The organism is Rhodococcus sp. 14-2470-1b (assembly GCF_002259415.1).
In the GTDB taxonomy this organism is placed as follows: Bacteria; Actinomycetota; Actinomycetes; order Mycobacteriales; family Mycobacteriaceae; genus Rhodococcoides.
Window position 1 is genome coordinate 20,189 of sequence record NZ_NPFY01000028.1, and the last position, 17,739, is coordinate 37,927.

Annotated in this window: 20 protein-coding genes and 1 tRNA gene; 9 read left to right on the top strand and 12 right to left on the bottom strand. The window is 62.0% G+C overall.

The window, feature by feature from the left end; all coding sequences use genetic code 11:
• Nucleotides 1–9: 9 nt before the first annotated feature.
• A complete protein-coding gene (locus tag CH293_RS20230) occupies nucleotides 10–636 on the bottom strand; it encodes a TetR family transcriptional regulator (RefSeq protein ID WP_037110336.1) in 627 nt (208 codons plus the stop codon).
• Nucleotides 637–835: 199 nt separating this feature from the next.
• Between CH293_RS20230 and CH293_RS20235 the strand changes: the two genes are divergently transcribed.
• The 4 genes from CH293_RS20235 to CH293_RS20250 all read left to right on the top strand — a co-directional run bounded on the left by CH293_RS20235 (nucleotide 836) and on the right by CH293_RS20250 (nucleotide 4,843).
• Nucleotides 836–1,948 carry a ferredoxin reductase gene (locus tag CH293_RS20235; protein WP_052059274.1) on the top strand — a complete coding sequence of 371 codons (1,113 nt, stop codon included), beginning with the start codon at nucleotides 836–838 and terminating at the stop codon, nucleotides 1,946–1,948.
• A gap of 48 nt (nucleotides 1,949–1,996) precedes the next feature.
• A complete protein-coding gene (locus tag CH293_RS20240; RefSeq protein WP_019664781.1) occupies nucleotides 1,997–3,175 on the top strand; it encodes an acyl-CoA desaturase in 1,179 nt (392 codons plus the stop codon).
• A 46-nt stretch (nucleotides 3,176–3,221) separates the two neighbouring features.
• Nucleotides 3,222–3,449 (top strand): hypothetical protein, encoded by a 228-nt coding sequence (locus tag CH293_RS20245; RefSeq protein ID WP_033190614.1) that lies wholly within the window; start codon nucleotides 3,222–3,224, stop codon nucleotides 3,447–3,449.
• Between the two features lie 215 nt (nucleotides 3,450–3,664).
• Nucleotides 3,665–4,843, top strand: coding sequence for a CdaR family transcriptional regulator (locus CH293_RS20250; RefSeq protein WP_094721320.1), 1,179 nt, complete (start codon nucleotides 3,665–3,667; stop codon nucleotides 4,841–4,843).
• A gap of 33 nt (nucleotides 4,844–4,876) precedes the next feature.
• Here the strand turns inward: CH293_RS20250 and CH293_RS20255 are convergent, their stop codons facing one another.
• Both CH293_RS20255 and CH293_RS20260 read right to left on the bottom strand, forming a co-directional pair.
• The gene (locus tag CH293_RS20255) at nucleotides 4,877–5,518 is read right to left on the bottom strand and encodes a YdcF family protein (protein WP_094721321.1); all 642 of its coding nucleotides are present in this window, start codon (nucleotides 5,516–5,518) and stop codon (nucleotides 4,877–4,879) included.
• 188 nt (nucleotides 5,519–5,706) lie between these two features.
• Nucleotides 5,707–6,825 (bottom strand): N(5)-(carboxyethyl)ornithine synthase, encoded by a 1,119-nt coding sequence (locus CH293_RS20260; protein WP_052059275.1) that lies wholly within the window; start codon nucleotides 6,823–6,825, stop codon nucleotides 5,707–5,709.
• Nucleotides 6,826–6,863: 38 nt separating this feature from the next.
• Between CH293_RS20260 and CH293_RS28255 the strand changes: the two genes are divergently transcribed.
• The 3 genes from CH293_RS28255 (at nucleotide 6,864) to CH293_RS27950 (ending at nucleotide 8,534) form a co-directional block, all read left to right on the top strand.
• The gene (locus CH293_RS28255; RefSeq protein ID WP_170945301.1) at nucleotides 6,864–7,016 is read left to right on the top strand and encodes a hypothetical protein; all 153 of its coding nucleotides are present in this window, start codon (nucleotides 6,864–6,866) and stop codon (nucleotides 7,014–7,016) included.
• 29 nt (nucleotides 7,017–7,045) lie between these two features.
• Nucleotides 7,046–7,118: transfer RNA gene (locus CH293_RS20265), tRNA-Arg, on the top strand.
• A 1,179-nt stretch (nucleotides 7,119–8,297) separates the two neighbouring features.
• Nucleotides 8,298–8,534, top strand: coding sequence for a hypothetical protein (locus CH293_RS27950; RefSeq protein WP_141217200.1), 237 nt, complete (start codon nucleotides 8,298–8,300; stop codon nucleotides 8,532–8,534).
• A 445-nt stretch (nucleotides 8,535–8,979) separates the two neighbouring features.
• Here the strand turns inward: CH293_RS27950 and CH293_RS20275 are convergent, their stop codons facing one another.
• From CH293_RS20275 to CH293_RS20295, 5 genes are all read right to left on the bottom strand, one after another.
• A complete protein-coding gene (locus CH293_RS20275; RefSeq protein WP_094721323.1) occupies nucleotides 8,980–9,336 on the bottom strand; it encodes a hypothetical protein in 357 nt (118 codons plus the stop codon).
• Between the two features lie 2 nt (nucleotides 9,337–9,338).
• Complete coding sequence (locus tag CH293_RS20280) at nucleotides 9,339–10,616, bottom strand: phage major capsid protein (RefSeq protein WP_094721324.1); 1,278 nt, start codon at nucleotides 10,614–10,616, stop codon at nucleotides 9,339–9,341.
• A gap of 15 nt (nucleotides 10,617–10,631) precedes the next feature.
• Entirely contained in the window at nucleotides 10,632–11,189 is a 558-nt protein-coding gene (locus CH293_RS20285; protein ID WP_176460071.1) for an HK97 family phage prohead protease, read from the bottom strand.
• A gap of 400 nt (nucleotides 11,190–11,589) precedes the next feature.
• Entirely contained in the window at nucleotides 11,590–11,835 is a 246-nt protein-coding gene (locus tag CH293_RS20290; protein WP_141217201.1) for a hypothetical protein, read from the bottom strand.
• Nucleotides 11,836–12,228: 393 nt separating this feature from the next.
• Nucleotides 12,229–13,080 carry a hypothetical protein gene (locus CH293_RS20295; protein WP_141217202.1) on the bottom strand — a complete coding sequence of 284 codons (852 nt, stop codon included), beginning with the start codon at nucleotides 13,078–13,080 and terminating at the stop codon, nucleotides 12,229–12,231.
• Between the two features lie 12 nt (nucleotides 13,081–13,092).
• Between CH293_RS20295 and CH293_RS28260 the strand changes: the two genes are divergently transcribed.
• Complete coding sequence (locus CH293_RS28260; protein ID WP_176460072.1) at nucleotides 13,093–13,242, top strand: hypothetical protein; 150 nt, start codon at nucleotides 13,093–13,095, stop codon at nucleotides 13,240–13,242.
• 114 nt (nucleotides 13,243–13,356) lie between these two features.
• Here CH293_RS28260 and CH293_RS20300 read toward each other — a convergent pair whose 3' ends face one another.
• From CH293_RS20300 to CH293_RS20315, 4 genes are all read right to left on the bottom strand, one after another.
• Nucleotides 13,357–13,746 (bottom strand): hypothetical protein, encoded by a 390-nt coding sequence (locus CH293_RS20300; RefSeq protein WP_141217203.1) that lies wholly within the window; start codon nucleotides 13,744–13,746, stop codon nucleotides 13,357–13,359.
• Nucleotides 13,747–13,752: 6 nt separating this feature from the next.
• The gene (locus CH293_RS20305) at nucleotides 13,753–14,439 is read right to left on the bottom strand and encodes a hypothetical protein (RefSeq protein WP_141217204.1); all 687 of its coding nucleotides are present in this window, start codon (nucleotides 14,437–14,439) and stop codon (nucleotides 13,753–13,755) included.
• A 246-nt stretch (nucleotides 14,440–14,685) separates the two neighbouring features.
• Nucleotides 14,686–14,853 carry a helix-turn-helix domain-containing protein gene (locus CH293_RS20310; RefSeq protein ID WP_094721330.1) on the bottom strand — a complete coding sequence of 56 codons (168 nt, stop codon included), beginning with the start codon at nucleotides 14,851–14,853 and terminating at the stop codon, nucleotides 14,686–14,688.
• A 281-nt stretch (nucleotides 14,854–15,134) separates the two neighbouring features.
• Nucleotides 15,135–16,208, bottom strand: a complete 1,074-nt coding sequence (locus CH293_RS20315) for a site-specific integrase (protein ID WP_176460073.1) — start codon at nucleotides 16,206–16,208, stop codon at nucleotides 15,135–15,137.
• A gap of 356 nt (nucleotides 16,209–16,564) precedes the next feature.
• Here CH293_RS20315 and CH293_RS20320 point away from each other — a divergent pair, with 356 nt between their 5' ends.
• On the top strand, nucleotides 16,565–17,716 hold the full coding sequence (locus tag CH293_RS20320) for an XdhC family protein (RefSeq protein WP_094721332.1): 1,152 nt from the start codon (nucleotides 16,565–16,567) through the stop codon (nucleotides 17,714–17,716).
• The last annotated feature ends 23 nt before the right edge of the window (nucleotides 17,717–17,739 follow it).

Consider the following 17,739-nt stretch of genomic DNA (forward strand, 5'->3'; position numbering starts at 1 on the left):
CGGGTCGATTCAACCGTGGTTCGATCTCCAGACTCCCATGCCCAACACCACGAGGCGGACTTGCTGTTCGGTGCGTGTCAGGAGTTCGCGTTCGCTTGCGCTGCCGGGGCGGTCGATCTCCAACAGACCGACGGTAGCGGTGAGCATGGTCGAGACGATCAGATCCGCGGCCATCTCCAGATCGCTGATGTCCCAGGATTCGAGTCCTGGCATGCGGGCGAGGTCGATGGTCAGTTCGCTGACGAACATGCGGAGCTCGGTCGCGAATGCGCGTCGTACTTCGGTGACTCCGCCGTAGCGCTCACGGGCGATGAATCGGAACTGATCCTCGTGCGAGCGAACGGCGCGCACGAGGATCCGGAGCGATTCGGTTGCGTTCTTGACCGTGGGATCCTTGCGCGCGTCCCTCAGCATCTGACGAAGCGTCCGCATCGAGTCTTCGACCAGCGCTACACCGAGATCTTCCATGGACGCGAAGTGCCGGTAGAACGCAGTCGGCACTATGCCGGCGGATCGTGAGACCTCCCGCAAACTGACGCTCGCGAACGACCGGTCGCGCAACAGATCCAGGGTGCCGTCGATGAGTGCTTGTCGTGTGCGTTCCTTACGTTCCGCACGCGTACCCGGTTCTGTCACATGTTCGAGTTTATTGCTGTCCACTCTGTGACCTCCTCCGGTCTCGACGTCGCCTCAGGGTGGGTGTGAGGCGGGACACACCGATGATCCGGTGTCGGTGCCATCACTTTCACGTTGACAGATTCCGGTACGGATCTGCCACACTGAGATTCTAGTGCACAGACGTACACTGAAGAAGTTCCTCGAACCGGGAGGCGAGATGGCAATTCAGCAGAAGTCTCGACAATCAGGCATTCGCCGCAAGTTTTCGCTGCTGTCCCTGTTCGAGGCCATGGCAACGCCTCATGCGCTCGACCGTTACCTCGAACTGGTCGACCCGATGACCACAGTGAGAGACCTTCGGGCAGAAGTGACGGATGTACACCGGTCCACCGCTGACACGGTCACCCTTACGTTGCGTCCCACGCACCAGTGGCAGGGCTTCCAGGCCGGGCAGTTCGTCCAGGTCGGCGTTGTCATCGACGGGGTGCGCCATACGCGGTGCTACTCGCCCGCGTGCTCGCAGTACCGCGCCGACGGCCAAATCGAACTAACCATCAAGGCGCACCCGGAAGGCCTTGTCTCGCAGCATCTCCACGCGAACGCCCGGGTGGGTCTGGTCGTCAGCCTGTCGCAGGCCGACGGTGTGTTCCACCTGCCGACGCCTCGTCCGGAATCGGTCCTGCTGATCAGTGGCGGAAGCGGAATCACCCCCGTGCTGTCCATGTTGAGGTCGCTGCTGGACGAGGGGTACAGCGGCGACCTCACCTTCCTGCACTACGCCTACACGGAAAAAGATGTCTCGTACCGGGCCGAGTTGGAACAGATCGCCGCCGAGCACGAACGCGTCCGAATCGTGTTGGCGTACACGAACCAGCCGAGCGGGGGAGACCTTCACGGTTTCTTCGGACCCGAGCATCTGAACGCCGTGGCGCCGTGGTTCGCGGATGCTCAGACGTTCTTGTGCGGTCCGCCGGGGCTGATGCGGGGAGTCCGGGATATCTACGATGACCTGGGACTTTCCGACCGACTCCACTTCGAGGAGTTCGCAGCGCCAGCACCGACCGCCGACGCCGATGCAGACGGAGACATCAATTTCTCCACCAGTGACGTCGTCGCCACCAACTCGGGCAAGACCCTCCTCGAGCAGGCGGAGGACGCGGGCCTGACGCCGTCCTACGGCTGCCGGATGGGCATCTGCTTCACCTGCACGTCCGTGAAGACCTCGGGATGCACCCGGAACGTCAAGACCGGGGAGACCGACACCGAACCGCACAAGAAGATCCAGATTTGCGTGTCGGTCCCTGTCGGTGACGTGGACATCGAAATCTGACCGACCCGACCGACAAATTTTCGACAACCGAAACGGAGAGTGTTTCAAATGTTCGGAATACCACTGCCTTCACTGTCTCTGCCCTTTTTCGGATCCGCGGAGAAGCCCGAGGCGCTGCCACCGACAGTCCTGTCCTACGAGCAAGTCCAAGACCTCGGCCGCGAGCTCGACGAGCTCCGCGCTCGCACCGTCGCCAAGCTGGGCGAAGAGGATCGCGAATACATCTACAACATCGTCAAGACTCAACGCGGCCTCGAGATCGCCGGTCGCGCCATGATGTATCTGCCGTTCCTGCCTCCGGTGTGGCTTGCCGGAGTCGGCGCCCTCGGCGTCTCCAAGATTCTCGACAACATGGAGATCGGCCACAACGTCATGCACGGCCAGTACGACTGGATGCGTGAGCCCGGCTTCAATTCCGAAGTGTTCGAATGGGATACCGTCTGCCCAGCCGACCAGTGGAAGCACTCGCACAACTACATGCACCACACGTTCACCAACATCGTCGGCAAGGACCGCGACATCGGCTACGGAATCCTGCGGATGGACGAGGGCCAGAAGTGGAATCCGTACTATCTGGGTAACCCCGTCTATGCGTTCCTGCTGATGACGTTCTTCGAGTGGGGCGTCATGCTGCACGACCTCGAAGCGGAGAACATCGTCCAGGGCAAGCGCAAGTGGCACGACGTCAAGCCGCTGCTGCAGGGGATGTGGCGCAAGGCCGGTCGTCAGGTTCTCAAGGACTACGTGATCTTTCCGGCGCTGTCCGGACCCTTCTTCGTCACCACACTGGTGGGGAACGTCGGCGCCAACTTGATCCGCAACCTGTGGACGTACTCGATCATCTTCTGCGGACACTTCCCGACGGGGGTACAGACCTTCACCGAGGACGAGACCGCAGACGAGTCGCGCGGCGAGTGGTACGTCCGACAGATGCTCGGATCGGCGAACATCGAGGGATCGCCGCTGTTCCACATCATGTCCGGCAACCTGTCGCACCAGATCGAGCATCACCTGTTCCCGGATCTGCCCGCGCACCGTTACCCGGAGCTCGCCCCTGAAGTGAAGGCACTGTGCGGCAAGTACGGCCTTCCCTACAACACCGGCGGTTTCTTCAAGCAGATCGGCACCGTGTGGGGCAAGATCTTCAAGCTCGCGTTACCGGATTCTCTGACCGGATCCAAGCCGACGGTCGGTGTTATCGTCGAGCGCAAGAAGGTCGCGGCCTGACGTGGCCGGCGCTACCGGACCGAATACCGAATCAGGGGTGAACGTCGTGGTCGGCAAGTTCGAACGCAACAAGGACACCGTGCAGGAATTGACCGAGTCCGCGGCCACACACGTGGGTCGGATCGCCGTCATCATTGCCGGGGCGGTGCGAGACGTGACCCGGGAGATCGGTGATCTCATCTCCGACGGCATCGAGATGCGCGAGGCTGCGAAGAAGGCCCGCGAGGACACTCCTGCTGGCAAGGTCATCAACGGCGAGTTCGAGAACAGGTAGCAACTCGGCCACGGCCGCAGAATCGATCGAGGCTCGGACGCCGGGTCGTTCCCCCCTTCACCGGGGCGAACGGCCCGGCTGTTCGCTGTAAGAGCAGATCGATACTCGAAAACAAACTCGAAGAATGTTTGTACGTCCATTTTCATACCCTCGGACCGCTCGATGGGTTACCGTTACTCCACGAACCACATAAGCGGTAGGAAAGGCGGCTCGACATGCGGTTGGACTCCTCGTTCACGCATTCCCCCGGCACTGTTGTCACCGAGGTCTCTCGCGGACGGACATCCGCGTTGGAAGGGCGCAGCGGTGCTGTCGTCGACCGTTGCCTTCGCGCAGGTAGGCCCCCGGCGCCCGCCGAGCTCGAACCGGTCCGTCGCGCGGCGGAAGACCTTGCGCGGGAGGGTGTACCGCTACGGGACGCGCAGCGTCACGTTCACGCCGCGGCCGCCGCGGGGCTGAAAGGCAGTGTCGCCGAGGTCGATCGATCCGACGTGGTCGACAGTGCGGTGTTCATGATGCGAGTCCTCGAGTCCCTCGGCAATGCAGTCTCGGCCGCATACATGGAGTTCTGCCGCCAGGACCCAGGGTCCAACGGAGAGCGCGTCGCCCAGTTGGTCGACCTGCTCGTCGCCGACGATCCCGAAGCCCGCGGCATTGCGGAACGAAATGGAATCGAGGTGGCCGCGGAATACGACGTGGTGTTCCTACGGTTCGTCGCCACGCCGTCGGACACCGGACGACCGGACACCGCCAAGACCGACATGCGCACCGTGGACAACGCAGCCTTGGCTGCCGCGGAGAGCGCGATGGCTGCAGCCTCGGGCGTTCGCGGACCACTGCTGTCGCTGACCGCGGGCGGGGGAGTCGTCCTCGTTCCGTCTTCGCCTGCGAGCGTCGTCGAGGACTGCCTGGCACGGCTCGGCGCAACTCTGGACGTCGATACCGTCGCAGCCACGGCACGTGGCGCACTCGGCTCGTTGAACGGCGTGCTCGACCATTGCCGCGAGTTGGTGGATCTGGCCAGGTCGCTGCGGATGCAACCCCGTCTGTACCGGACGAGCGATCTCGCCCTGGAGTATCAGCTCTCGCGTCCGGGCCCCGGCCGTTCGCGGTTGCGTTCGGTGATCGCGCCACTCGACGGCTTCCCCGAGTTGATGCACACCCTGAAGACGTTCGTCGGCAGCGAGGCCAACAGGCGCGCGAGTGCGAAACTGCTGTACGTACATCCCAATACCGTCGACTACCGCCTCAAGCGGATCGAACAGCTGACCGGTGTGGACCCGCTCAGTTCCGCGGGCCTCATGTCGTTGCATGCTGCTCTCGTCGTCGACTGCCTTTCGCGGGCAAACGAACCGGGTGGGGCCATGTCGGACATGGTTGCCGAGGCATCCTGATCCGCACCCGCGTCGGTGAGCGTCGTGCTCGGGTCACCGACCCGACACGACGCCGCTCACCGGAAACCGTCCGGATATCGCCTTTCGAAAGTCGATGAGCGCTCGTTCGACGTGATTGGTGCTGGACACGACCACGGCTCCTTGCGAACCCCGATCCGCCAGGATCGTTGCAGTGTTTCGGGCGTTCTCCACCGTCGACGTCGACGTGTTCTCCTCGGTGATCCGTTCCGGCGCAACACCTGCCGCGATCAACCAGTCCCGCATGGCGCGAGCCTCGGTGACGCCTGCACGGGGAACCCCGCCGCTCGTGATGATGGGGGACGCCGGATAGCGCTGCGCAAGCGTCAACGCTGCCTGTAGTCGATCCACGAGCAGTGGCCGCATCGTTCCGTCGTCGTACAGTCCGGCTCCGAGAACGACGATCGTGGTGCCGACGGGATTGAGGTCCAACATCAGGGGTGCATGGTCGGTCAGGATCTCCTGCCCAGTGCACCACGCGATGGCCGTCGGATCCGGGAACAAGCAACCGCCGAGCGTCGACATCAGACCGTTGCCGAACGTGATCGGATTGATGTCCGCGTGTGCTGTCCCGGGTGCGTGGCCTAAGGCCAGCCCGCACGCGATGGCCGTCGCGAGCGTCAGACGTGTGAAATTCCATCGTGATCTGTGTGCCATGAAGGCGCCCCCCGGCTGGTCGTTCGTCTCGAGACATGTTCTCTCGATCCAGCGTGCAACAGGGGGTTCCTCCACACAACGCTCGCGCGGTGTGAGGGCTTACAAGATCACGGACGCTGACCAGTGACGCTGTACATGAACGTGCGGCCGGGGCGAAACGTCATGATTCACAACGCTTTCGCCTTCGATCACGCCACCGGGTGAGGATACTCGGCGCTTCGGTGTTGAAATGCGAGGATGTCCGGGTTGACCAGGGCACCGTCGCGGATCTCGATGGAGCGACGAATGGTCGCGTCGGCGTCCCAGCTGGTCGGTCCGCCCAGGACGGTGCCGATGAACGGCAGCAGTGACTCGCTGATCTCCCAGGTTGCCGAGTCCCACAGGTAGGACGGACTGTGATCGACCGCGTAGTAACGAACATTGTCGCCGACCGTGAACATGGGCGCGTCGAAGGACGTGGGACGGGCCCATTCGAACCCCATTCCCTCGTCGCACGAGACATCGACTATCAACGTGCCGGGATCGATCGAGTCGAGATCCTCCGTGCGCAGGAACGTCAGTGGGGCATTCGTATTCTGCAATACGCAGTTGACGATGATGTCGTGATCGCCGAGGAACTGCGACAACGGGATTCGCCCTTCGTCGGTCAATGCACGGCTACGTCGCGGGTTTTCGCCGTCGAGATCGAAATTGACGATGCGTGCCGAGTGAATCGGCGAACCGACAGCAGTGACACCGCGCTGAGTGAGTACGTCCACCTCGTGCACGCCGTGGGCGTTCAGAGCCGTCACCGCACCCCTCGCCGTAGCACCGAAACCGATCACCGCAGCGCGCAGCCGGCGTCCGTAGTCGCCGGTCGACCCGATCAGTTGCAAGGCATGCAGCACCGAGCAGTAACCGGCCAATTCGTTGTTCTTGTGGAACACGTGGAGATTGAACGAACCTTCCGCTGTCCAATGGTTCATCGCTTCGAAAGCCACGAGCGTCAGCCTGCGGTCGATGGCCGCCTGAGTGAGCTCGACGTCCTGTACGCAATGCGGCCAACCCCACAGAATCTGACCCGGACGGAGCGACTCCAAGTCCGACGCTTGCGGTTTCGGCAACAAAATGACATCGCACTCGTCGATCAGCTCCGTACGCGAGCGGATGCCTCCGGTCGACGCGGCGATGTGGTCGTCGGAGATACCGAACGGAAGTCCGTACCCCGCCTCGAAGAACACGCGGCGGCGCAGCTCGTCGGGAATACGTTCGAGGTGATGCGGATGAATCGGGAGGCGACGTTCGTTCGGCTTCGACGACCGAGACATGACGCCGAGGGTGAGCTGGTGCACGGTGGCCCCTTCGGTTGCGATCAGTCAACCACACGTTCGGCGGCGCGTATTCGCACGTGATGCTGCGCCTCGGTGCAGGATCGACCGGGCTCGCAGCGGATTTCGCACCGCATTTCCGGTCTTATCCGCTGCCCTTCGTCGACGCGCCGATCGAGCAGGTAGACTGATTCACCGTGCTCGGACCCGTCCGGGCCACGCCTCCGTAGCTCAGGGGATAGAGCAAGGGCCTTCTAATCCCTTGGTCGCAGGTTCGAATCCTGCCGGGGGCACCCTCTGACCAGCGCAAACACTGGTTTCTCGCCCGATCGTTGAACATACGGTCGATAGTGTCCAGGTCCGTGACCTGCGGGTATGCGCGGCCGATCTCCTATGGTTTGTCGGCGTGTCGCAACGCTCGGGCGCTGGTGGCGCTCACACGGGCACAACTAGGTCGTGCCGTCGAAGAGGTGCCCGTGCGGCCTGAGCCGATTGTCGAAGTCGAGTAGAGACCCCGCACGCGACGAAGGGCCCCGACTTGAGGTGTCCGGTAACCAGCCGGATCGTCGGGGCCCTTCTGTTTGTCATCACACCAGGTGGGAACTTGAATGACAAGTGCGATTGTAGGCGTGCTCGGCAGCGTCCGCTACGGAGTAAGTCAGTGCACACTTACAAATGTAAATGACAATCCCCGGACGGACTCTCTCGGTCGCACTTAACAGCAAGTGCCGGTTACCGACCTCCCCGAGACTCGGGTCGACGCCAGCGGACGCCCACGGCCCACGGGGTGAAAATGACCCAAACAGTACGCTTGTACTGCTCACCGAGCAGGGGTAAACTGGGTCAGGTTTTTGACAAAAATCTCAAATTTCCATTTCGCACAGCGCTTTTCGGCTCTCACAAGCCCCTGACCAGGCGTTTTGCAGGGGATTTATCGTTCAGAGAGAGATATCCGGCCGACCGCGGGGTCAGCCAAGGGTGTGAATCTCCGTTAACTTAGTGCCCCCCTACCCTCTCGCCTCCTCTCCAGTCCTCCAGCGCACCAACGGGACTCGGCCACCTAGCTATCGGACACATAGGTTGCGCGGCGCTGCGGAGGCGTGCACACTGGGCGCTGCGAGGGCATCACCAACCCGCGCCACTCACACCAGCGACAGGACGATTCATATATGTATGCCACAGCGCCACTCTCGGCACCGAACCTCTCATCACTGCGCACCGACGACGTCTATGTCGTGGGCGAGAATCACACTGAACGAACGTCATTCGTTGATCGAGTGAAGAGCAAGACAGCAAAGCTCAAGAGGCACAAGCGCATCGAGCACACTACTGCACTGCTCACGGGCCAAGGCGTGCGTACCTTGCCAGCGTGGCGGCGGGAGGTGGAGGCAGCACACGATGCAGCACTCGCACACCACAAGGTGGTGACACGTTCACACACGAACATCGTTGTGCGACAGACAGTCCAGCGTGTGTTGGGGTGGAGTGTGGTGGTAGCAGCAGCAGTGGCAGCAGCAGCGCTGGTGCTGTGTGGTTTCATCGCTGCACTGTCATCTACCGTCGAGGGTGTGGTGGACAGCAAGGGCAGAGCACGACGGCCACACTGGGCCAACATGGATATCGGGCCAACGGCTTTGGCCGACGTGGAGTCGCACGCGGGCGAGCTGATAACCTCGGCGCTGCGCCTGACGGCCGGACTTCGGGCCTGAGATCGACGGAGACGGACGAACTCGATCGATGGGTAGGTGAGTGTGCTCACGTGGCGGTGGAGCCGGACCAGCGGGTCCAGAGGTGGGTGGACTTCACTGCGGCTCGACACCACCACGTGAGATGTGCTCGGTCCGTGGTGAGGATGTCCACGAGTCGAGCGCCTAGACCCTGCACCGAGCCAAGAGAGGCCCGCGAAAGCCGAAGCGCGGTGCAGGGGTTTCGAACACAACGGCGGCTCTCGCGAGCGTGGCTTGATTCCAACAGCGTGAAAGAGGTGTAAGTCGCTGCGCCACTCGGACGTGTCGTGTTCTGTGTTGCCGACCTACCAAAGCGGGCTGGTGGTTTCGGCTACTAGGCCCCGATTCAACATGCGGCTCCATCACGGCCTACGGACGGCAGATGTGCGAAAAACCATGTGCCGCATGTTGAATCGGGGAGAGCCTGTCAGTCGAACTTGTAGACGTTCTGCAAGTAAATCGCGCTGGTGCGTTCGACTATCGCGCCCCTCGGGATCGTTATCCCTTGCGCGGTAACGAATGTCTCCAGCGCCCGTGCCGAATCGATGTGCACTCGGTTGACCGTGGATTGTCGCTCCCAGACCAATCGAGCCGGAGAGCCATCGTCGGGCACTGGGTTTCGCAATACTCGGACCTTGACGAAATCGCCGTTCAGAACGTCCTCATCGGCTCCGGGTGCATCGGGAAGGGCGCGGTAGGTAGAGAAGTCTACCCCTTCCCTCTGCGGCGTCTCGGGGACCGACTCGATCGGATCATGTCCCCATCGTTTCAATCCCCAGTCCATCGTTACGCCAGGATGCCCGTGTGGATTTCGAAGGCCAGCGGTTGTGCTACACCGATGTCGATTCGCATTTGCGCCAGGAACCCGGTGGAGTTCTGATCTGCCCATCGCTGGTCGATTGTCTTGATGGTGAACGACTTTCGAACCCCGATGTAGAGCTGCGACCAGTCGCCGACGAACAGCGCGGAAGTGACATTCGATGTGCCCGTGGTGAAGTTGTTCGGCACCTGGTTGGTGACGTACGGAGTCGGCAGACCCTCGGGAGCCGAGAGGTAGCGCCCCTGAGTATCTTTGAGGAGCTGCAGGGTGGTAGCAGTGCGCGGCGAGAGGATCGTGCCCGTGGGAACGAAATTCTGCGCCAGCACGTTACCGGCAGCCTGCACCAGCCAGTCGTAGTCGGTCGGCTTGGTGCCGTTCGTGCCGTGGTTGACTTTCGGTACCCCGGCCGTATTGAACAGGCCCGTGGGGTTCGGGTTGATCCCGTCGGCAAAGAGCGCGGCCTGGTCGAGTCCGAGCGCGAACTGCTTGGCGAAGGCATCTTCGATCACACCGGCCGCGCTCGGGTCACTGTCTTCGAGCAATTCGTTAGACACGATAATGAGTCTATCGAACGACCGGGCTGTCAACGTCAGCGAGTCGAACGTCAAGTCCTTCGCGTTGCGCTGTGCGCCTTCGGCATAGAAGTCCGGGGTGCCTTCACCGGTCAACCTCGGAACTCGCGTCACGGATGTTGACAGCGGCACTACGGTGGCTCCGGCGAGAAGCACTGCGGCCTGGTTTCGAGCCTTGTCGATGATCTGCGTTGCTGTCTTGACAGGCACGAGAACGCCTGCGCTGGTCTGGTTGGCGACCGATAGCGCGCGCTCTTCTTCGGCATTCGTCCAGTCGTTCGAGTGGAGTCCTCGGAGGAGTCGGCCGATCGAAATGTCGGCGCTGTCGGCCTCTCCGTTTGCTGCGGCCCACTCGGTCATGGACTCGTCGGAGCGGAGGAGAACCTTGCCCCTGAGCGGGTTGTTCGACTTCGCGGCGCGGGTCTGGTGCAACGTGGTGCCGTTGTCTTCGGTGATGGTACCGGCGTCGAACCCGTCAATGACGGCGGCGCTTCGCTTGTCGATAGCGGCGATCAGCGAGCGGGCTTCTTTGTACAGACCTTCGAGTTCCTCGAACCGTGCACTGTCGGCCCCGGTGAGGTCTGCGCCTCGGGTTGCCAGTCCTTCGAGTTCGGCACGTGCCTCGGCCAAGAAGGCCTGCAACTCTGCCTTGTTCATAGTCTTGAGATGCATTGTATTCCTTCAGTTTTAGCCAAGATCAAGCAAGCGCAAGCGGCGCTGTGCAGCCTCGGCGGTAAGTGGGTTATCGAGCGATCGTGTGCCCGTGATGCCTGCGGTTTCGTACGCTGGGAAGTTGCAGAGTGACACTTCCATCAATGCGATCTCGGTGATTGTCCGGCGATCTTGCTTCACCGACCACCGTTCACCGAGAACTCGCATGCCCACGCTCAGGCCCGTAATTGCCCCATCGCGAACGAGTTCGAGCGCCTCATCGGCTGCCTGCGTGCGCGACAGTTTGAACTCCGAATAGAGTCCGTCGAAGCGTTCTTCGAGCAGCACGGCACGTCCCAGTGGCATCGAACGAGCTTCGTGGTGAGCGAGCAGTTTCACCTTGTCACCGCGTTCGGCGATCGTTTTCTTGAATGCGCCCCTGAGTACCTGTTCCTCGAAATGCCCTTCCCAGGAATCGATCCGGGTGAAGGTCGAGAACGGTACCGAGATACCCGAGATGATGCGCTCGGAGGTATCCGATTCACGGATTTCGAGGAGCGTGGACGTATCGCGAAGGATGAGTTTGTGGGACATGGGCATTCCGTTTCGGAAACGTGGCTTGAACACACGACATCGAATCGGCCCTTGTAGTGCGCGACGGGTGGCTTTCCTTTGTCGGCCCGTGCATTTCGCTGGTAGGCGATAGCGTAGCGCTGGCGATTCCCGTTCCGCGTGTGGCGAAGTCGGGGCGACCTGCTATGCACCAGTATATGGCCGAAATGTAACACGCGCTCGTTATTTCACCTAGCCCCGGTCCTCACGCCGGGGTGTCGATCTGTCTACTGTCTACAGCGCCTGCAGAGGGTCTGCCCTGCCTGCCTGACGCGCCTTGTGCAGCTCTCGCACCGCACCACGGGTGTCTTAGGAGGCCTCGGCGTGCTCGGTGTGTCAGCGGCGATCTCAGCGCGCCAGCGATTGTCGAGGTACCGAGCGCTCATCGTGTCGCCTCGGTCAAGCTCGGCAGTAGCCAATCGCCGCCGTCGCGGAGCCACCAGATCGGAATGGATACCAGCGGCGCAGAACCACACACCAGGTGAAGATGCTCGGAGTCGAACACGGGGACGATCATCGGCAGTATCGAGCGGAGCGCGTCGGGCAGTTTCGCGAGCACGTGATCGAGCACAGCGGCAACCTTCAGCGCGATCACCTCCTCGTCGTAGAGGCTTTCCGGTGCGGTCATCGTTTGCGCCGCTTCGGTATGAACGCGCCGTTGTTCCATTGCCGCGATCGGACAGGAGCCTTCGAATCGTCAGTCCTGCAACAGACCCAACGTCGCTCACCGTCCAGCAAGTAATACGAAATGTCCTGTCCGACGACGATGGGACCTCGGCATACCGGGCACGTACTCGGGTGCTTCGCTTTCATCGGGTCTCCATTCCGTCAGTGGGTCGGTGGTCAAGATCTCGGTGGACATAGTGCACGCGCCCGTTCGATTCTCGGAGGTGTCCGTACTTGACTTGCCGATCGATCTCCCAGTCGTGGAATCCTGCTCGGTGCAGCGACTCTCGGGTCTCACCGGCGACGTGGGTTCGGACGTGGAGTAGCAAGCTCTCGGTTCTGGTGAGTGTCATTTTCAGTCCGCCCGCTTGCTCGGCAGTAAGTCGCTCAGGGTCTGTTGGTGTAGTACCGGCGTCGGTCGAGAATCGGTCGGGTCCAGACTGACCAGGTGCACCAGCAGTGGGACGACACCCTGCTCATCGTCGGGTGAGTGCTCGGAATGCTCGACCAGTAGACCGAGTTTCAGCCCTCCAGTGGCGCGTAACTTGAGCTTGATTTCTGCTCGGTCGAGCGGGGTCGTCACCAGGATCGCTGCGCCGGTTCTGCGCCGGGTCGCCTCCAGCACGGAGAGTTTGAAGTCCGGCAACGGCTCGACCGTATCGATCACGATCAGCGCTGTATCGGCCGGGAAGTCGAACTCGGTCACCCGGTCCACCGAAACGGTCGTGCAGCGCGTGCGCTGGTGCTGGTCAGCCTCGAACGCTGTCTTCCGCTGAGCGACCCCGCGTAGATCGTCGGACAGGTAGAACGTCGGCCCCGGCCGCTCGACCTTGAACCCTTCCCAGAGTGTCGTGCACCCGAACCTCTCATCTCCGGGCACCGACACGGCCAGGGCGAGGGTCAGCGCCAGCAAGCGGGTCTGGTGTCCGGTCAGCGAGGTCCAGCCTGCGCGATTGAGGAGCGTGTGAACAAGCGGTGCAACGTGATCGGGGTCTACCGGCTCGGTGCGCGGAGTGTTGCCGGGGTAGGGCACGCTGTCACCGTGCTCGAAAAACCATTCCATCTCGTTCGGCTCGGAGGGTGTCAGGTCGGTCCCGGCCAGCTTGGCGGGCAGGTCTATTGCGTTGTCCTTCATCGTGTTTGACTCATTTCTGCGTGGATGTAAAACGTGGTTGAAGCTACAATGATCCATGTCCACATCGAACAATGGAGGTTGTAAATGTCGACAGCACTTCTCGATCGGCCCATCGAACTCGGGCAGACCATTCGGCACTCGCGCACCGTGACCGAATTCATTCCCGTGGCCGGTTCACTTTTCGACACCGACGGCAGCGAAATCGTGTCGGTGTTCTCGATCGACGCGGCGTAGATCACGTCAGGCCCCCAACCCCGGTTCGAGCACTCATCTCGGTGTTCGAGCCGGGGCCATTTTCGGCCCTCAGGTCGTCTATGCCGGTTTCGCCCATACTCGGGTGCCGAATCGTCAGTCCGATCCGTCAGCGTTCGACTCAGGCTCGGGACGGGGCACCTGAGGCGCACCGAACAGTTCGACTATCTGCAAAAGCGTGGTTTTGATGACCACAAGCGCTGCGGACTCGTCCTCGGCTCGTAGCTTGAACACACTTCGGACCTCCGGAGCGCGGTCTTCCGTTTCGGTCGGCGTCGTCCAACACCACATCTTGCTCTCGAACGGGACGTCAGAGAGTTGCAAGGTTTTCACCGTTTCCGGAATGATCGCGGCGAATTTGCGCCATTCGATCGTGTGCGCCTCTGTCCAATCCGATAACGCAACACCTGAATCCCAAACCAGGTGAATCATTACGAAATCCGGATCAGAAGCTGCGCGGCGTGTAATTCGAATATTCTGCAACATGTTCGCTTACTCCGTTATCTTGGCGAGTTTGTCGAATGCGGCTATCAATTCGTCATCGAAGAATCCTTCTATTTCCTCGTCGTGTGTCGGTGCGCTTTTTGTGGGTGCGCCATTGTTTGATGCGCCGTTGCCGGAGGACGGACCCGAGCGGGTCGACGCGCCAGCAGGCGATCCCGTCGAGGGAGGCGTAGCCGATCCGTCCGACCTCTTCTCACCCTCACCCTCACTACGTGGTGTGGTGTGGAAGTGGGGTGGAGTGGAGGTGGAGTGGGCGCTGTCACTGACGGCGTCATTTTTGGTCTGACACTTCCGTTTCGTACCACTGCACATCGAGTGGTCACCGGCAGCGCACCGTCGATCTCGACTGACGTAATCGGCCTGTCGCTTGGCGTTGGATTCGAGCTTTACTGCCCGGTCAGCGGCGGTTTCCTGTCCTGTCCAGTCCTGCTGTAGGTGCTTGTCGTCGAGCCATGTCCACAGGCCCGCATCGACCAGTTCGGCGATGACTCGATCCTTGTTCCGTACTGCCTTCGCCTGCAGCAACAAACGCGCACTTACGACAGAGATAATCCCGTCGGTGCCCCCTGCTATCCCATTTTGCAACGCTCTTATGTAGAGATAGACCGCACTTAGTGACAAGTTGTGGTTGTCGATCGTTGCCGGGAACGAGTCCGTGATCCGTGCCCAAGTCATTTGCGACCCTCCTTCGCTTTCTTCTCTGCGCGGCGCTTTTGCTGGTAATGCGTCATACACAAACCGTGCGCCTTGACTTTCTTTCCGCATTCACCGAGTAGGCAAATCGGCAAAGAATCGTCTTGCGATGCATTTGCATGAGAGGACGATTTGTCGAGTTTTCCGTCCGAATTCGGCGCGGGTTTATAGGTGAATGCGTTCGGGTGCCGGGTGCCGGTCGTCGCCAGCTGGCCAGCGGCGCGCATCTTAGTTGACCGGCTTCCCGAGCCAGGCGTCGAAATCTGTTCTGCGGACGCGGTACTGGACACCGACTCGGTAGGCCTTCAGCTTGCGCTCGGCGATCGCTTTCCGGATCGTGTCCCGGTGGACGTCGAGAAGCTCAGCGATGGAGTCGATCGATAGAAATTCGGACATGGTTGTGCCTCACTGGGTTCGATGTGCGGCGCGGCACCGAGTGAAGCAGACGCCAACCCGTCCGTCCTCGCGATGCGCCAGTGAGTGCCTCTGCAGTCAATGGGTCCGGTCCTCGTCGTGCACCGGTCGTCGTGCTCTGCCGTGGGCCCCGTTGGCTAGGTCCGTTTCGGCTCAATACCTATGGAACCACACATATCGCACGTGTCCATGCAATTTTCCTGCGGAGGCCCTGACCAGCGACGATACGGTGGGAGAGATCTAGCAATTGTGCTAAACCTGGGTCACATCTCGTCGAGCTTGCGCGCTATCGCGGCGTCTCGTTCGGCGGCGGCATGTTGATAGATCAGCGCGGCGTCGGCCGTCGAGTGACCGATCCTCGCCATAAGCTCTTTCGTCGTCGCGCCGGTCTGAGCGGCCAGGGTCGCGGCGGTGTGCCGGAGTTCGTGCGGCCGGAGATTGTCGATCCCAGCGGCACGTCCAGCAGTGGCCACGGCGCGTCGGAGTTGCCAATCGGTCAGATACCCCTCGGGGCCACCGTTCCCGGCGAATACGAGCGACTGAGCGCCCTTGCCGGTGTGCTTGTCCAGGTGCGCCAGGATCGCCGGTCTAATCCTCTTCGGCACCGACACGTCCCGCACCCCGTCTTCCGTCTTCGGAGCGCCCTCGAAGTACTCACCCGACCGATAGGTCACCGCACGGCGCACCGAGACTACGGACGCGTCCTCGGCTATATCGTTGCGCTGCAACCCTTTCAGCTCACCCGAGCGCAGTCCGCACCACCCGGCGATGAGGACGGCGGCGACCAATTCCTTCGGCTCGGTGTGCTCGGCTACCTCGGTGAGTTGAGCTACTGTCAGAGTGCGAATCTTGCGAGTGCGTTTGGCGTTCATAGCTTTTCGTTCCACGCACGGGTTGGCGTCGATCAGCTTCTCAGACACCGCATCGCGGCAGATCGAGTGCAGCAGAGAGTATGCATGCGCCCGTGCGGTCGGCTTGTCCAGTAGCAGCGTCGAGTACCAAGCGCGAACGAGCGTCACCGATAGTTGCGAGAGGGGTACCTCACCCAGCACGGGCGCTATGTGGTTCTCCAGCGTTTCGGTGTATCCCTTGCGCGTCCTCGGCGTCAGGGTGCGCTGTGCGATCCGGTGCTCGGCGTAGTCGGCCAGGGTGCGCCCGCGTTCGATCTCCGTGCCCGGTGGCGTCCAGGTGCCTCGGTCGATCCTCCGGCGCTCGTCGGCCAGCCATCCCTCGGCGTCCAGCTTCGATCCGAACGTCGTGCCCCTCGGCGTCGGCGTCCACACCGTCATCTCGTGGAGGTAGGAGGCCCGGTAGCGCCCGGACGGTAGCTTGGTCACCCTGCCCCAACCTCGGCGAGATCGTGGCTTGGCGGGCTTCTCAGCGGCGCTGGTGCTGGTCATGTCGGCCTCGAATCGTTGAATCCCCGTTGAACAACGGTTCCGTTTCGATCGCTATAATTCGGTGTCGATCGGTTCCGTTGCCTCGGTGTTTTTGCTGGTCAATGGCCAACTTTACGGTCTGACCTGCGGATGTCCAGGCTAGTCTCGGCTTGTTCGAATCCTGCCGGGGGCACCGAGAACACGATCGACGATTCGTCGCCCTCCGTATCGGGCATAGTCGATGGAACGCGAACACCGAGGCACTGCTACATCGCGGTCGTCCGGGTCCGTGTTCGGACGAGAGGATTCTGTCGATGAGAGATGTCCTCGACGAGGTGGTTGCGCTGTGGCGCGCCGGTGCCACGGCAGGCGTCGGGACCGTGGTTCGCACGTTCGATTCTGCTCCGCGACCCGCAGGGGCATCGATGGTCGTCGGACCGGACGGAACGGTCAGCGGCTCGGTGTCGGGTGGATGCGTCGAGGGAGCGGTGTACGAGGCCGCGATGGCGGTCATCGCATCGGACTCCCCGGTCCTCGAACGATACGGCGTCAGCGACGACGATGCGTTCGCGGTGGGATTGACCTGTGGCGGCACGCTGTACGTGTTCGTCGAGCCCATCTCTCAGACGACCTTTCCCGAACTGGGGGCCGTCGCCGACGCGATCGCGGCCGAGCGACCGATCGCGGTCGCAACCGTCGTCCGTCATCCGGATCCGACACAGCTCGGGCGTCACCTGGTGATCGAGGAGAACGCATCGGCGGGCACGTTCGGAACCGACCGAATCGACGCAGCCGTGGTCGACGACGTGCGTGGACTTCTGGCATCCGGGCGCACGGAGACATTGACGTACGGACCGGAGGGTGAGCGTCTCGGCGACGGCATGGACGTCTTCGTGTCGAGTTACGCGCCGCGGCCGAGAATGCTCGTGTTCGGTGCCATCGACTTCGCGGCCGCCGTCGCCCAGCAGGGCGCGTTCCTGGGATACCGGGTGACGGTGTGCGACGCGCGGGCACGGTTCGCCACGACCCAGCGGTTCCCGGCCGCGGCGGAGGTCGTCGTCGAGTGGCCACATCGTTATCTTGCCGACCAGATCGCGGCTGGACGGGTGGACGAGCGCACCATCGTGTGTGTGTTGACGCACGACGCCAAATTCGACGTCCCATTGCTCGAGGTCGCGTTACGTCGGCCACAGTTCGCGTTCGTCGGGGCGATGGGGTCGCGTCGTACCCACGCCGACCGCGTCGCCCGCTTGCGTGAGGCGGGACTGACCGATACAGAACTGGAACGACTGTCCAGCCCGATCGGGCTCGACCTGGGGGCGCGTACTCCGGAGGAGACGGCCGTCTCCATCGCTGCCGAGATCGTCGCGAAGCGGTGGGGCGGCAGTGGTGCCCCTCTGGCCGGTGGAAGCGGTCGGATTCATCACGATCTGCCGGTGGCCGAGGTCACACGATCTACGACGTAGCGTAGGACTTCCCGTCGTTCGGG

Excerpts from the sequence above, each read along its gene's own strand:
- CH293_RS20280 (WP_094721324.1), bottom strand. The coding sequence starts at position 10,616 with ATGCATCTCAAGACTATGAACAAGGCAGAGTTGCAGGCCTTCTTGGCC.
- CH293_RS20300 (WP_141217203.1), bottom strand. The coding sequence starts at position 13,746 with ATGTTGCAGAATATTCGAATTACACGCCGCGCAGCTTCTGATCCGGAT.
- CH293_RS20240 (WP_019664781.1), top strand. The coding sequence starts at position 1,997 with ATGTTCGGAATACCACTGCCTTCACTGTCTCTGCCCTTTTTCGGATCC.
- CH293_RS20305 (WP_141217204.1), bottom strand. The coding sequence starts at position 14,439 with ATGACTTGGGCACGGATCACGGACTCGTTCCCGGCAACGATCGACAAC.
- CH293_RS20250 (WP_094721320.1), top strand. The coding sequence starts at position 3,665 with ATGCGGTTGGACTCCTCGTTCACGCATTCCCCCGGCACTGTTGTCACC.
- CH293_RS20320 (WP_094721332.1), top strand. The coding sequence starts at position 16,565 with ATGAGAGATGTCCTCGACGAGGTGGTTGCGCTGTGGCGCGCCGGTGCC.
- CH293_RS20310 (WP_094721330.1), bottom strand. The coding sequence starts at position 14,853 with ATGTCCGAATTTCTATCGATCGACTCCATCGCTGAGCTTCTCGACGTC.
- CH293_RS28260 (WP_176460072.1), top strand. The coding sequence starts at position 13,093 with ATGTCGACAGCACTTCTCGATCGGCCCATCGAACTCGGGCAGACCATT.
- CH293_RS20275 (WP_094721323.1), bottom strand. The coding sequence starts at position 9,336 with ATGGACTGGGGATTGAAACGATGGGGACATGATCCGATCGAGTCGGTC.
- CH293_RS20260 (WP_052059275.1), bottom strand. The coding sequence starts at position 6,825 with ATGTCTCGGTCGTCGAAGCCGAACGAACGTCGCCTCCCGATTCATCCG.
- CH293_RS20285 (WP_176460071.1), bottom strand. The coding sequence starts at position 11,189 with ATGTCCCACAAACTCATCCTTCGCGATACGTCCACGCTCCTCGAAATC.
- CH293_RS20235 (WP_052059274.1), top strand. The coding sequence starts at position 836 with ATGGCAATTCAGCAGAAGTCTCGACAATCAGGCATTCGCCGCAAGTTT.
- CH293_RS20290 (WP_141217201.1), bottom strand. The coding sequence starts at position 11,835 with ATGACCGCACCGGAAAGCCTCTACGACGAGGAGGTGATCGCGCTGAAG.
- CH293_RS20255 (WP_094721321.1), bottom strand. The coding sequence starts at position 5,518 with ATGGCACACAGATCACGATGGAATTTCACACGTCTGACGCTCGCGACG.